This is a genomic window from Acidimicrobiia bacterium (assembly GCA_016650365.1).
Taxonomy (GTDB): domain Bacteria; phylum Actinomycetota; class Acidimicrobiia; order Spongiisociales; family JAENVV01; genus JAENVV01.
The window spans coordinates 26776-39319 of sequence record JAENVV010000103.1 but is presented as its reverse complement, the minus strand read 5'-3'; the positions used below and the strand labels follow the sequence as shown (position 1 = coordinate 39319).

15 protein-coding genes are annotated in these 12544 nt (G+C 61.3%); 2 read left to right on the top strand and 13 right to left on the bottom strand.

Features of this window, described 5'->3' with window-relative positions; genetic code table 11:
- A partial coding sequence (locus JJE47_06365) for a hypothetical protein (protein ID MBK5267045.1) occupies positions 1 to 417 on the bottom strand: 417 nt, incomplete at its 3' end.
- Positions 418 to 684: 267 nt separating this feature from the next.
- On the opposite strand from JJE47_06365, the gene JJE47_06360 reads away from it, so the two are divergent.
- On the top strand, positions 685 to 1179 hold the full coding sequence (locus JJE47_06360) for a hypothetical protein (protein ID MBK5267044.1): 495 nt from the start codon (positions 685 to 687) through the stop codon (positions 1177 to 1179).
- Between the two features lie 134 nt (positions 1180 to 1313).
- On the opposite strand, the gene JJE47_06355 is transcribed toward JJE47_06360, so the two are convergent.
- The 12 genes from JJE47_06355 to JJE47_06300 all read right to left on the bottom strand — a co-directional run bounded on the left by JJE47_06355 (position 1314) and on the right by JJE47_06300 (position 11660).
- Complete coding sequence (locus JJE47_06355) at positions 1314 to 2933, bottom strand: DEDD exonuclease domain-containing protein (GenBank protein ID MBK5267043.1); 1620 nt, start codon at positions 2931 to 2933, stop codon at positions 1314 to 1316.
- Between the two features lie 58 nt (positions 2934 to 2991).
- The gene (locus JJE47_06350) at positions 2992 to 3759 is read right to left on the bottom strand and encodes an RNA methyltransferase (GenBank protein MBK5267042.1); all 768 of its coding nucleotides are present in this window, start codon (positions 3757 to 3759) and stop codon (positions 2992 to 2994) included.
- Positions 3752 to 4318, bottom strand: a complete 567-nt coding sequence (locus JJE47_06345; protein ID MBK5267041.1) for a sigma-70 family RNA polymerase sigma factor — start codon at positions 4316 to 4318, stop codon at positions 3752 to 3754. Before JJE47_06345 ends, JJE47_06350 begins: the two co-directional genes overlap by 8 nt.
- Positions 4319 to 4375: 57 nt before the next feature.
- Positions 4376 to 5086, bottom strand: a complete 711-nt coding sequence (locus JJE47_06340) for a hypothetical protein (GenBank protein ID MBK5267040.1) — start codon at positions 5084 to 5086, stop codon at positions 4376 to 4378.
- A gap of 59 nt (positions 5087 to 5145) precedes the next feature.
- The gene (locus JJE47_06335) at positions 5146 to 6219 is read right to left on the bottom strand and encodes a hypothetical protein (GenBank protein MBK5267039.1); all 1074 of its coding nucleotides are present in this window, start codon (positions 6217 to 6219) and stop codon (positions 5146 to 5148) included.
- An 11-nt stretch (positions 6220 to 6230) separates the two neighbouring features.
- The gene (locus tag JJE47_06330) at positions 6231 to 6821 is read right to left on the bottom strand and encodes a nitroreductase family protein (protein ID MBK5267038.1); all 591 of its coding nucleotides are present in this window, start codon (positions 6819 to 6821) and stop codon (positions 6231 to 6233) included.
- 21 nt (positions 6822 to 6842) lie between these two features.
- Positions 6843 to 7964: a PLP-dependent lyase/thiolase gene (locus JJE47_06325; GenBank protein MBK5267037.1), complete on the bottom strand. Its 1122-nt coding sequence runs from the start codon at positions 7962 to 7964 to the stop codon at positions 6843 to 6845.
- Positions 7957 to 9429 (bottom strand): pyridoxal-phosphate dependent enzyme, encoded by a 1473-nt coding sequence (locus tag JJE47_06320; GenBank protein ID MBK5267036.1) that lies wholly within the window; start codon positions 9427 to 9429, stop codon positions 7957 to 7959. Before JJE47_06320 ends, JJE47_06325 begins: the two co-directional genes overlap by 8 nt.
- Before the next feature lie 70 nt (positions 9430 to 9499).
- Positions 9500 to 9862: a helix-turn-helix domain-containing protein gene (locus JJE47_06315; GenBank protein MBK5267035.1), complete on the bottom strand. Its 363-nt coding sequence runs from the start codon at positions 9860 to 9862 to the stop codon at positions 9500 to 9502.
- Positions 9859 to 10107: a thiamine-binding protein gene (locus JJE47_06310; protein MBK5267034.1), complete on the bottom strand. Its 249-nt coding sequence runs from the start codon at positions 10105 to 10107 to the stop codon at positions 9859 to 9861. Before JJE47_06310 ends, JJE47_06315 begins: the two co-directional genes overlap by 4 nt.
- A gap of 109 nt (positions 10108 to 10216) precedes the next feature.
- Positions 10217 to 10405 (bottom strand): hypothetical protein, encoded by a 189-nt coding sequence (locus JJE47_06305; GenBank protein MBK5267033.1) that lies wholly within the window; start codon positions 10403 to 10405, stop codon positions 10217 to 10219.
- 247 nt (positions 10406 to 10652) lie between these two features.
- Positions 10653 to 11660 carry an adenosine deaminase gene (locus JJE47_06300; protein MBK5267032.1) on the bottom strand — a complete coding sequence of 336 codons (1008 nt, stop codon included), beginning with the start codon at positions 11658 to 11660 and terminating at the stop codon, positions 10653 to 10655.
- A gap of 56 nt (positions 11661 to 11716) precedes the next feature.
- Here JJE47_06300 and JJE47_06295 point away from each other — a divergent pair, with 56 nt between their 5' ends.
- Complete coding sequence (locus JJE47_06295) at positions 11717 to 12535, top strand: YwiC-like family protein (protein ID MBK5267031.1); 819 nt, start codon at positions 11717 to 11719, stop codon at positions 12533 to 12535.
- Positions 12536 to 12544 lie beyond the last annotated feature (9 nt).

Genomic DNA, 12544 nt, shown 5'->3' with positions numbered 1-12544 from the left:
CTGGACATCGCCGGCCTGGAAACGGGTACTGGAGCTGATCAACCCGGCATCCAGCGGGATGACCTTTTCGACCGTGATCATCTGGCCGTCGATGTCCAGCTGGTCGCCGACCGTCACCGGATGGGTCAGCAATGAACGCACCAGGTCGGCCTCTACCGGCTCAGACAGCCAGACTTCCTGGGCGCTCGCCAGGATCGCCCTCGTGGCGTCGACGGTCGATCCGAGGGTCAAACCGCCGTTGGCCCTGCCGAGGGCGCCAACGGCCAGAGCTGATGATTCGCCGACCCGGCCCGCCTTGACCCGCACGTGGCTGTTACCGACAGCAAAGACACCTCCGCCGGGCATTCCCATGGCAGCCAGCATTGTTGAATCGGCTATGGCGATTGGATCGGTACCGTCACGAACGATGAAGCGCATCGGGCCATGTTATCGCCGGCTCGCCGTTCGCCGATGATCGACGCTGGGCCGACACCTTGTGTATTGCTTCGGTCTTCTGGGTTTTTCGAGAAGTCACATCGAGTATCGAATGTCCGGAGGATGCACCTGGTCCTGCTTGGCGGACCGAAAACAGGACTTCCGCCCCTATACAGGGTCACTTGTCCCCTAGCGGGCGATCGGCGTGCGTCTTACGTTTAAATGCGCGGCATCGTATTTGCCGTGTTCAACGAAATAACGAGGAGAGACATGTCCAAGAGATTTCTGATCGCTCTCGCCGCCGTACCGTTCGCAGTCGCGGCATGTGGTGGGTCGGCCACTTCCACCTTGCCTGCAACGACGGCAGAAGCTGGAGCCATGCCCGAGGTTGAGAGCGCCTGCTCGATAGATAACCCGCCTGCCGATTCGGTGACCGTCAATGTGGTGGCCGATGAGTCCAGCTTTGAATCGGATATCACGGAATTTCAGGCGGGAGTCCAATACCACATTGTGGTGGTCAACGAAGGTGTCAAGGAACACGAGATGCTGTTGATGCCCCCGATCGAAACTGGTGTGATGGATATGGAGGCGATGCATACCGTTAGCAAGGCCATGGTCGACGAAGAGGACCTCGCCGCCGGCACAACTTCGTGTGTGGACGTAACTTTCTCGCCAGACGATGTTGGTCAGACGTGGGAGTTCGCCTGCCATCTTGAGGGCCATTATGAAAACGGCATGAAGATGGCGTTCACCGTCAGCGCATGAGCGACTAGCCCTGACAGGATGACGGTCAATGAGCGCCGGACCGCAAGATCCGGCGCTCATCGACTTTCGGAGTGGCAGATACATTTGAATCACTCCCAACCGTTCGCCGGCCGCTCTTAGGTCGGGTGCTAGGGTCAGGCGGCCAGATCGGGCATTGCGCTCGGCCGACGCAGCGGCTCGGAGGTCTCGATAATTGAGGTTCCGGAGTCCGCGAGCCAGGTCCATATCAGGTGGGCTTCCTCGGCGGCGAGAACCGACGGTGGCACGCTGTCGGCGACCGTCCGGTCAGGCTGCGGAGTGTCGACCGGCAGCAGCGGTTGGTTGGGGACCATCCAGGCGATGACGAAGCGGCCGTCCTCGATGAACGCACCATCGGCGTTTTGTTCGGCCCGGATCGTTCCGGCTGACAGCATCGACTGCCAGGCGGCCCGTCGCTCCAACGCCTTCGCCAGAGCACGGTAGCGGTCGCGCATCCAGCCGGCCTCCTCATAGCGCTGAGCGGCAGCCAGGTCGATCATCTTGTGTCGGATCGGAGATAGCAAGACACCCGGATCGCGGTCAAGCCCGTTGACGAGCTGGCTGACTATGTGCGTGTATTCGTTGGTCGTCAGGCTCCCGTCGCACGGACACCGGGCCACCCCGAGCTGAGCGAACGCACAAACGGCATTGCGGCTCCCTGGCTTTGTCAGGCAGCGTCTGATCGGCAGAGCATCCCAGATGGCTGTCATGACCTGTTCGGCCGAGGCCCTGCTTCGGAACGGACCGAGGTAGGCCAGTCCATCATCGCGGAGTGTCCGGACCAGCGAAAGCCGCGGGAACTCTTCTTTCGTGAGCTTGACCCAGTGGCCCGACTTGGGCGGCTTGGAGCGCCGATTGTGGCGGGGACGAAAGGTATGGATAAGGCGCAACTCGGTGATGGATGCTTCGAGTTCGGTCTCACACACCCGGCCCTCGATCGAGTGGAGTTCGTTGAGCAGATTGGTGATTGAACGCCGTGTGTCACCATAGAAATAGGACCGGACCCTGGTCCGGAGGTTTTTCGCTTTTCCGACGTAGATCACATTGTCTTGCCGGTCTTTGAACAGGTAGACACCCGGCCGCCGCGGCAATTCGTCAGCCAGCGACATCTTCGAGTAATTCGTCGACCCCCGGGCGGTGGGCAGTTCCAGCAGATCTTCGAGGGCAGTAACACCGAGGGTTCCGGCGCGCTCGAGCAGCGCATGGAGAACGTGCCCGGTGGCTCTCGCATCTTCGAGTGCCCGGTGGTTCGGCTTCACCGGCGATCGGAAGTGGGCGGCCAGCGACTCGAGTTTTAGATTCCGGATCTCGTTACGAACCAGCCGTCTGGCCAGCGCCAGCGTATCGACGGACCGGTTGGAGACCCGGCTGTAGCCGCACTGGAGGGCGGCGGCGTTGAGGAAGCCGAGGTCGAATCGGACGTTGTGCCCGACGAGGACCGATTCGCCGATAAATTCGAGGAACGACGGCAACACGGTTTCGATGCGAGGTGCCTCGACAACCATGGCGTGGGTAATACCGGTCAAGATCGTGATGAAGGGCGGGATCTCACGGCCCGGGTTGATGAGGGTCTGGAATTCCCCGATCACTTCGCCGCCGAGATACTTGACCGCTCCGATTTCGGTCAGCGATTCGGTGGCAGGAGAACCGCCGGTGGTCTCCACATCGAAGACGCAGAACGGAACAGTTGACAGCGGAGCCCCCAGATCATCGAAGCTTCGCTGTAGTAGATCCATGGCTCTCGGCAACCCCGGGTCGGTAGGGGAGAGAGCCTACTCCGAACACCTGTTCGATTCAACGATCACCCTGGTGACGCTGGCGGACGGCCTCATACAGCATTAGAGCCGCTGAAGTGGCGGCATTCAGGCTGTCTGCATAACCGGCCATCGGGATCGAGCATTGGACGGTGGCGGCAGCTTTCCACTCGTCGGACACTCCGTCGTGTTCGGATCCGACGACGAACGCCACCGGGCCAGTCAGGTCGGTCTCGTAGAAGGAGCGATCAGCCTCCGGGGTGCCGACGACGGTGGTATGGCCCGATGCCCAGGCGATGGCCTGCTGCCTGGTTGCCCTGCCGATCGGGACGGTGAACAGACATCCGAGGGAGGCCCGGACCACCTGGGGGCTGAAGACGTCTACGAGTGGGTCACAGATGATGACCGCCGCTCCGGTGGCATCGGCGGAGCGGAGCATTGTGCCGAGATTGCCGGGTTTCTCGATGGCTTCAGCGATGAGTACTAGATCCGTTGTCTGCGCCAGCGAACTGAGCGCAATGTCGAATTGGTGAGCAACGGCGACCATCTGCGCCCCGGCACCGCGCATGGCAACTTTGTCGAGAACTTCGTCCGATACGGTGATTACTCGTTCGTTGTCCCGGGCGACATAGGAGCTGTTCTGGCGAATCAGGACCGTCTCGATGTTCAGATCCGAACGGGTTTGAGCCCTGCCCAATTCGGTCGCCCCCTCGATCAGGAAGGTCCCCGACGCGTCTCTGGTTCGTCGCTCCCGGAGTCGAACCATTGACTTGACCGTTGGATTGGTGAGGGACGTGATGTCAGTCATCTTGTTCCAGAGCTCCGTAGGTCTCTTCGAGCCGTTTGCGGGCGCGGTGATAGGCGACCCGCACCGTGCCGACCGTTGAGCCGACCCGTCCGCCAATCTCTTCGTAGGACAGTTCTTCGACGTCGCGCAACCACAGCAGGCTTCGATCTTTGGGGCTCAATGCCTCGAGGGCCGTCCGGATCTGGGCGTGTTCGTCCGAAAGATGAACCGCGTCTTCGGGGTCCGCGCCCGGTGTGTAGCTGGGCTCGAAGCGGGCGGGCCGCCGGGTGCGGCGAATCCACCCCCGAAACGAATAGCGGGCAATTTGCCAGAACCATCCCTCGAACGCCAGGGGGTTCTTGAGCTTGTGAATCGACGTGACGACGGCTTCAAGTGTGTGCGCTGCCAGATCTTCGGCGTCGGCTCGTTGAGGTCCAGAGCCGGCGAAGTATGCGACGAGCCGGGGGTGGCCAGATCGGAGGATATCAGCAAGCGCCTCCGAGTCACCTGCTTGGGCTCGTTCGATTGCCTGCACCGACGGGGGCCAAGTAGCTGATGTGTCACCGGCGGATTCTCTCACGGCCTCGAAACTCTACAGGCCTTGCGCATAGAACGGGCGATTGGCCCGGCTGCCGGCCTATGGCCGGTTGTTGTCGTTCGAGTCCTTCGGCTTTTCCTTGTCCGAATTGTTGGCCTTTTCGTTCTTGGCTCTCTCGGAAAGCCCCTTGGCCCGGTTGTTGAGTTCCTTGGCAGCCTCAGAGGCGTTGTCGGCGGTCTTGGCGGCATCGCGAAGCTGGTGAGCCAACTCAACGATCATGCGGGTTTCGGCCATCATGTCACTGACGAATTCGGGACGGGAATTCCCTGACGCCGGAATGGCGTGGGTGATCTCTTCTGACGCCTCGCGGACTGAGTTCGCCGCTTCGCGGTAGCCGTCCGAACCGGGGTCCTCCAGGGACGAACTCACAGCTTCAAGCGCGGCTGACGCCGCAGCTAACGCAGCAGATGCGTCGCCTCGATTGGCTAGATCGTTCGCCTCCTGGAGGCGTTCCTCGGTACGTGGATTGCTAATTCCCACAAACTCAGCAATCCGTTCGTAGGCACGGTCAACCCCGTACAGAGCATCCCCGGGGGCGGCGTTCTGCGAAGCAGCCGCCAACCCCACGTTCGCTGAAAGAAATGTTGCTATGACGACGCCAACGGCGGTTACCCGCTGTTTGACCGGCTGGCGTCCTTCGCGGGGGGCGCGAAGGACGCCAGCAACCACGGCGTCAGTCTCTGCAATAGAGACGGAATCCGTCAATGATGCGGCATATGCTTTCAGGTCATCCATCGGGGATGTACTCATGGTGTATCTCAGCCTCCAACCAGAAAGTGCGTCGTCGCGGGCGAGTGTTACACGAAATTCTAGGAATAACGATCGGGAGAACTGGTGCTTAGTGCCTCGAGTATTTCGGTATCGACCGTAACACCAATCCCCGGCGAGTTCGATGGTTGGATCCCGCCCTCGGCCAATTCGAATGGATCCGTGAGATCGGTCATGTAATACCGACTGGACGCGCCGAGATCTGAAGCGAGTGTCGGGCCAGACATGGTCGCCAGTGCGAGCGTGTGGGCTCGTCCAATCCCGCTCTCCAACATCCCGCCCCACCAGGATTGCCCATCAGGACAGGTCCTGGCGATGAGGCGGGCCTGGCTTGGGCCTCCGAACTTGGCCGCTTTCAGGTTGACGAGAAAGCCGTGATCGATCGCCCAGGACGCTTGTTGGGGGTTTCGCACGCTTTCGTCAAGGCAGATCGGTGTCGGGGAGGTATCTACCAACCTGAGGCTGGCATTCTGATCGGATGGATCGAATGGTTGCTCAACAAAGTCGAGGTTGAGATCGTCGAGTTGTTCCCAATACGACGGCGGGGGGCGATGCCGGCTGGCCGATCCGTTGAAGTCGACGGCGATTCCGATGGCGGGATGTGTCGAACGGATGGTGTGGAGATCGGCCAAATCGTCGGCCGGCGAAAGTTTGATCTTGACCGATCGGTACCCCTCGGTGACTGCCTGGTCGGCGCGGGCGAGCCGGTCGGTTGATTGGGCGAGGACGGCTCGAGAGGGGACCCGTCTGAGCGAACCGCCCAGGGCGTTGGCCAGTGGGGCACCAATGGACTTGGCGTAGAGGTCCCAGCGAGCGGCGTCCAGCGCCGCCGCGGCCATCGGGGAAGCCACCAGTTCGGTCGATGGTGCGGGTTCCTCGACGAGGTCGCCGATATGGGATCTGGCGACTCCGTCGAGCGCCATCCGAGCCGTCGCGGCATCCTCACCGCGACAGTAGGCAGATCCATCGGCGCTGCATTCACCCCATCCGACCAGGTCACCACTGGTGACAGACAGGATCAGCAAGGTCCGACTGGTTTGGCTGCTGGTCGCCGTGGTGAATGGATCCCTCAGCGTCATTTCAACCGTGTACAGGCTGATCGAATCGATGAACATCGGACTAGTGCCTATTCATCGGCGGTCCAATGATTCCAATGCACGCCGACCTGACTCGGTCGGTCGAGCGACCCTGATCGGCGGTCGGTGGCCGGGTGACCGATGGTGGCGATGCCGATCGCCGATACTTCAGAAGGCATGCCAACGAGCGCCTCGAGTTCGTCGAACGCATGCACCCCGAGGAAACCGGCCGCCAAACCTTCGTCAACCGCAGCCAGGAGTATCGCCATCATTGATGCCCCGGCGTCGACCCACCAGTAGGGAACCGGCCACTCGATCTCACCGTCGGCGCCCAGTTTGTCGGCCTCCTGATATCGGCTGTGATAGGCATCTTCGGAAACGCCGATGATGATGTGAGCGGGAGCTTTGGAGACCCAGGGGTCGAAGCCCATGTCCACGTATTGTGCTTCGCCGGCTAGTTGGGCGATGGCCCGCCGGGTCGCTTGATCGGTCACGACGACAAAGGACTGACCGCGGGTATTACCGGCGCTTGGAGCCCTGGCGCCGGCATGCACGATCCGCTCTAGCTGTTCTTGACTGACAGGCTCGTCCGTGTAATTGCGAACCATTCGGCGTTTGGCAAGGACCTCAGAAAATTCCATCCCGAGACGTTACCTCGTGGATCAGAAGCGGGTGACGCCAGTGAAAAGGACGACTGCCTGGCCGGGGCGGCGGGTTGCCAATAAGCCGGCATAGCCGGCAGTGCCGGTTGGTTCAACATCAATGTGAGTGATCGCCCGGCCCCGCTGGTTGGCGGCAACGACAGTCGTTTCGTCAACAACGATCGGCTCTCCGCCCGATTCGAGCATGCCGGCCACGATCGGGAGCCAATCATATGTCACATCGTCGAGGATGCCGGTCGCCTCCGACGGTCCAATCGGCTCCCAGGGCCTCATGAACCTGTCGGGATCGGCAGAGGCGGCGGCCAGACGGGCGGCCGGGTCAGGTCCGACTTCGTCGATCAGTTGATCCCAGGCTCTCGCCAGGGGAGCGCAGGCTTGCGTTTGGACGGCAAACAAGACCGGTTTGATCTCTGACTGTTGGCCGAGACCTTCCGTAATCCCTTGCCAGGTGGCCGCGGCGAGCGCCCCTCCGCCCACCTGGATGAAGAGCCCGAGTCCGCCCGTGACGTCCACCCCGACCAGCTGGTCGGCGAGTTCCCATCCCATCGTCCGTCCACCGTCGAGCGTCGATGGCGTAGCCGTGCTCTGTACGGAGAAAGGCGTTGATCCCGTGGCGACCGCTTCCATGAATCGCAAGTAGGTCGGGTCACCCGTTTCGTCCGGATGGCGCCGACAGATCTCAATCTGCGCCTGATTGCTTCGGAGAATGTCGACGATCGCCTGGTCTGCCCAGGTCGGGATAAAGACGCGCAGGGGCCGGCTGATGGCCCTGGCGATGACAGACGCTGCGATGGCTGCGTTCCCACACGACGCGATCGCCAGTTCTCCGGTGCCCGCCCCATCGACAGCCTCAGCAAGTGCGACTCCAAAGAGGTGGCGGGCCTTGTGGGATCCTCCGACGTTGTTTGTGTCGTCTTTCACCCAGACCTCGTCGCCGCCCGGGTGGAGCTGACCGTAGGCCGTGAGCGGGGTTGTCTCGAAACCATGGCCGTCAACCGATGCGATCGCCTCATCGATTCGGTTCACAAGCTCGGTGAAGCGCTGGTCGCTCCAGCCGTTTTCGATGGCGTGCCGGTATGAATCGAGGCGTTGGCGGTATCGGAGAAACGGATTGTCAGTCAACCGTCACTCCGGTCCGGGCGTTGAATTCGTTGATCTGGGCGTCCCAACGTTCGACGTGTCCATGGAGGTCCTTCCAGAATTTCTGGGATCGTCTGGCTTCGAATGACTCGAAATCGACGCCTTGCTGCTCGACCCACGTGTAGTAACCGAGGTTGAATATCCGTTTCCTCCCGATCGCCCCGATGTCGACCGTGTGATCGGTATCGATGCCGGTGAGGAACCGGGCATGGGCCGCCGCGGCAGCCGTTTCGCCGAAGCCACCTGGATGGTCCCGGGAGATGATCTTGTCCACTTCCGACTTGTACAGTTCGAACCCGTCGGTCGCCACGGTGACAATGACGTCGCCTGCTCCGTAGCCGTGCAATTTGGCGACTTTGATGGCAGCCAGCAGGTTGGCGATTGACGAGAACCCGAGATGTTTGAGCTGATCGACCAGGGCCGGGTCGAGTCCCTGACCGACGAGATAGTCTTTTCCGGCCGGAGTGTTGAATAGCAGCAATAACGTGTCGGTGGCATGGTCGGTGATGGCCACGACATCGTCTGTGTTCATGACATTCTGGATGAGCGGAATGTGTTTGTCGCCGATGCCCTGAATGTTGTGCTCGCCATATCCGTTGTAGAGCATCGTGGGACACTCCAGGGCCTCGACCGCCACGATCCGGGATCCATGGCGTTCCTTGAGGTAGTCGCCCGCCGCGATCGTTCCCCCCGATCCGGAGGCCGAGACAAAGGCCACGAGGTTTCCTCCACCGGCCGCTTCGTAGATGTGTTCGAGGGCCCGCCCGGTTACGTAGTAGTGCCCGAGGTGGTTGGCGAACTCCGAGAACTGATTCAAGACCACATTGGCCGGGTCTTTGGCCAGCTCGTTGCAGGCGTCATAGATCTCTTTGACATTGGATTCGGTTCCGGTCGTCCGCAGGATGTCCTCAGGACCCGCAGTCCATTCGTTAAGCCAGTCGAACCGTTCCTGGCTCATGCCTTCGGGCAAGACGGCCATCGCGCGGCAGCCCATGATCCGGCTGATGGCGACGCCGCCCCTGGCATAGTTGCCGGTCGACGGCCAAATGGCCCGATGGCGGGTTGGATCAAACGCCCCGGTGACGATGCGGGGCGCCAGGCAGGCGTAGGCCGCCAATACCTTGTGGGCGCGGATCATCGGGAACTTGTCCCCAAGTGCCATGAGGATCCGGACATCGATGCCGCTCAATTCGCTTGGAATTTCGACGTACTCCGGGACATCCGTTCGGCCGGTCCGGTGCTCATCGTTATACCAGTTGACCCGCCACAGATTGCGAGGGTCTGGATCATCCGGGCCCACATTGGCAAGAGCGTCTCTCACGCCTTCTGGCATCGTCGACGGATCGGCGAGTTGGGCAAACGTCGGAAGCGCGATCTCACGTTCCCGAAAACGCTCGACGGTGTTGGTCAGGGCCCTCTCGTCGACGATGGTGTCGAAAAGACCCATGATGGAAGTTGTCACGATGCTCCTTCGGGGACGCTTGATTGATTGGTTTCGGTTGCAGAATCAGCGGGCATCAGTCAGCCTGTCTGATCGCATTGAGATAGTTGTAGATCGTGATGCGACTGACGCCCATCGCGTCAGCGACGTCTTCAATGGCTTTTCGTAGCGCAAAGGCTCCTCGTTCGTCGAGAATCCGCACTGCGATCTGTTTCTGTTCGCGGGTCAGGTCTGACAGGGGAGCCCCGAATTCGGTTTCCACGCCGCGCACCTGAGCGGCGGTCGTTTCGGCGAAGTCGAGGCGAATCGCCACGGCCGGCCGACCGGCCCATTCCAGCACGACGTCCGAGTCAGTAGCTTCTGCAACGTCGATAGCGGTGGCGCCGATAACCCGTAATAGTGGTTCGAGGGCCGCGGCGAACGTTGTATGAACGCTCATGGGGTAGGGGTTTCGCCACGGATGAGGCTGAGGCTCACCCGGGTAGCTCCGGCATTGATAGCCGCAGCCATGGCCGAGCTAACCGCCGCCAGGACCATGGTTGCTTCGCCGGTGGTGGTGTTGCCGAACGGGCCGACGTCTACAACCAGTCCAGTCGACTCGACGGCCCGAACTGCCGCCTGCACGTGGGGCCCAGGCGAACCCTCTGAGAAAGGCTCCACCAGAAACTCGGCAGCTAGATCCATGTCATCCTCTCGCAATCACTTTACGGATTGTAAAACGTACGCCATTCATCTGCGAGTCATCCGTCTGACCAGCCACTGGAGAGCACCGACCGGTGCTCCTTCAATGACTTCACGTCGGTTGGTGTTTGTGGTCGGCGAGAATCTCAAACCTCTTACCAAGCGCTCCCGACCTGACCGTCACCGTGGCTCGATCTGCCCAGGTCGATAGTGCCGGCGATACATGCAGTTCGACATCGTCGACCTCCAGCCGTTGGTACGGGGCCAGATCCTTGCCTTTGAGGTAGGTGTCGACCGACACCTGAAGCGTTCCGCCTCAACTGATCGGGGGGATGAAGTCGATGGCCATGACCCCGCCCTTCCGGCGGACCAGGGCTATGGCTTCGGGGGTGATGTCAAGCTGCATAGGTGTACCCACGATAGGGGAACTTCAGACTATCCCCGTGAATCGCCAGATCGGTCGGTTCGGTACGCCCACCACTCGACGAGTGGGGTGGGCGTCAATCGTTCGCATCAACGACCACGGGACGGTCGGCCGGTTCAACTGGCTATTCGACCAACTCCAAGGCTGCGACGCCCCGCTCGAACTCAGCGAAAATCGGGTCGGTTTCGGGGAGGAACGACGCTTCAAGGCTGTTACGAGCCAGCTGAATCAGTGCGGATGGTTCAAGACCAAGTGCCCGGCCGACGGCGTCGTAGTTGGCGCCGAGGTACCCACCGAAATAGGCGGGGTCGTCGGAATTGACGGTCACCTGTACGCCTGCGTCGAGCAATCGCCCGAGCGGATGCTCGGCGAGGTCAGCGACAACGTGGAGTTTTAGATTCGATAGGGGACACATTGTCAAGGCAATTTGATCGGCAGCCAGTCGATCGACGAGGGCCGGGTCTTCGATAGCGCTCACACCGTGGTCGATACGTTCGACACCCAACACGTCCAGCGCCTGCCAGATGTACTCAGGTGGTCCTTCTTCGCCGGCGTGGGCAACCAGTCGAAGGCCCTCCTGTCTGGCCAGGTCGTAGGTCGCCGCGAATAGCTCGGGTGGAAGACCACTCTCGGATGAATCGAGGCCCACTCCGAGGAGGCGATTGCGATAGGGGAGGGCTTGTTCGAGGGTAGCGAGCGCTTCGGTAGCGCCCAGATGGCGTAGAAAGCACAGAATCAGTCCGGTCGAAATCCCAAACTCGGTGCTGCGATCAAGGGCCGCCCCGATCCCATTGATGACCGTCTCGAGGCTGACGCCCCGTTCGGTATGGGTTTGGGGATCAAAGAAAACCTCCGCTCGGCGCACGCCGTCGGCAGCTGCCCGTTCCAGGTACGCCCAGGTGAGGTCGTAAAAATCTTCCTCGGTCCTTAAGGCCGCGGCCCCTTCGTAGTAGATATCGAGGAAGGACTGAAGATCGGTGAAATCGTATGCGGCTCTGAGTTCTTCGACGGATGAATAGCGACCGGTTTGGCCGTTGCGGCTCGCCAGAGCAAACTGCATTTCGGGTTCGAGCGTTCCCTCAATGTGACAGTGAAGCTCGGCCTTGGGAAGGCCTCTCAGGGCGGCGTCGATGATTCACCTCCTCGCGGTCCAGGCTCCACATCCTATTGTATTTGTAGACTTGGCGGATGACTCTTGACCCCGTCCCTGGCCCCGAGATGTCCGCAGTCCCGCGGCCAACGCTGGCGATGGTTGCCATCCCCTCTGAGCACGGTGGTTGGGCCTTTACGATCGAACCAGTTTTGCTTGGACTTCTGGTGGCGTTCTCATGGTCCGGCGTTGTGCTCGGGCTCGTCACCTTGCTCGGGTTCATGCTGCGGACACCGCTCAAGATGGTCATGGTGGACCATCGGCGTCGGCGAGAACTTCCCCGCACGGTTCTGGCCCGGAAGGTGGCAGCCGCAGAAGCGGGCCTCCTAACGGTCTTATTGGTCGGTCTGACTCTGGGCCGGAGCCTGCGATTTCTGGCTCCGCTCGGAGTGGCTGCTCCGCTGGTGGCCGTCGAGTGGTGGTACGACATCCGGTCTCGCAGTCGTAGGCTGGTACCCGAGTTGGCCGGGACCATCGGGATCGGATCGGTGGCGGCGGCCGTCGGCCTGCTCGGCGGCGTTTCGCCGTCGGTAGCAGGCGGTTTGTGGCTGGTGATCGCGGCGAGATCGATGGCGGCGGTCATCTTTGTACGGGTTCAATTGCTCAGGTCCAAGAAGCAGCCTCATAAGCGGACTGTCAGCGACTTCGGGCAGATCCTGGCAGTGCTGGTCGTTGCTTTGGGCGCCGTGGCCGGGTTTGTCCCCTGGGGTGGATGGTCGGCCATTGTGGTCATGGCAGGCGTCCAGATGTGGCTGGTTCGTCGACCTCCGCCGGCGATTGGCGTCGTCGGTGCCCAACAGGTGATACTCGGCCTTTTTGTGGTGCTGACAGCCGGACTGGCGGCGGCCGCGCCCTAGTGCCAGAGA

What these genes read in the sequence shown, in the direction of transcription:
- JJE47_06360 (MBK5267044.1), top strand. Translation starts at nt 685, where the DNA reads ATGTCCAAGAGATTTCTGATCGCTCTCGCCGCCGTACCGTTCGCAGTC.
- JJE47_06355 (MBK5267043.1), bottom strand. Translation starts at nt 2,933, where the DNA reads ATGGATCTACTACAGCGAAGCTTCGATGATCTGGGGGCTCCGCTGTCA.
- JJE47_06350 (MBK5267042.1), bottom strand. Translation starts at nt 3,759, where the DNA reads ATGACTGACATCACGTCCCTCACCAATCCAACGGTCAAGTCAATGGTT.
- JJE47_06340 (MBK5267040.1), bottom strand. Translation starts at nt 5,086, where the DNA reads ATGAGTACATCCCCGATGGATGACCTGAAAGCATATGCCGCATCATTG.
- JJE47_06335 (MBK5267039.1), bottom strand. Translation starts at nt 6,219, where the DNA reads ATGTTCATCGATTCGATCAGCCTGTACACGGTTGAAATGACGCTGAGG.
- JJE47_06330 (MBK5267038.1), bottom strand. Translation starts at nt 6,821, where the DNA reads ATGGAATTTTCTGAGGTCCTTGCCAAACGCCGAATGGTTCGCAATTAC.
- JJE47_06320 (MBK5267036.1), bottom strand. Translation starts at nt 9,429, where the DNA reads ATGGGTCTTTTCGACACCATCGTCGACGAGAGGGCCCTGACCAACACC.
- JJE47_06315 (MBK5267035.1), bottom strand. Translation starts at nt 9,862, where the DNA reads ATGAGCGTTCATACAACGTTCGCCGCGGCCCTCGAACCACTATTACGG.
- JJE47_06310 (MBK5267034.1), bottom strand. Translation starts at nt 10,107, where the DNA reads ATGGATCTAGCTGCCGAGTTTCTGGTGGAGCCTTTCTCAGAGGGTTCG.
- JJE47_06295 (MBK5267031.1), top strand. Translation starts at nt 11,717, where the DNA reads ATGACTCTTGACCCCGTCCCTGGCCCCGAGATGTCCGCAGTCCCGCGG.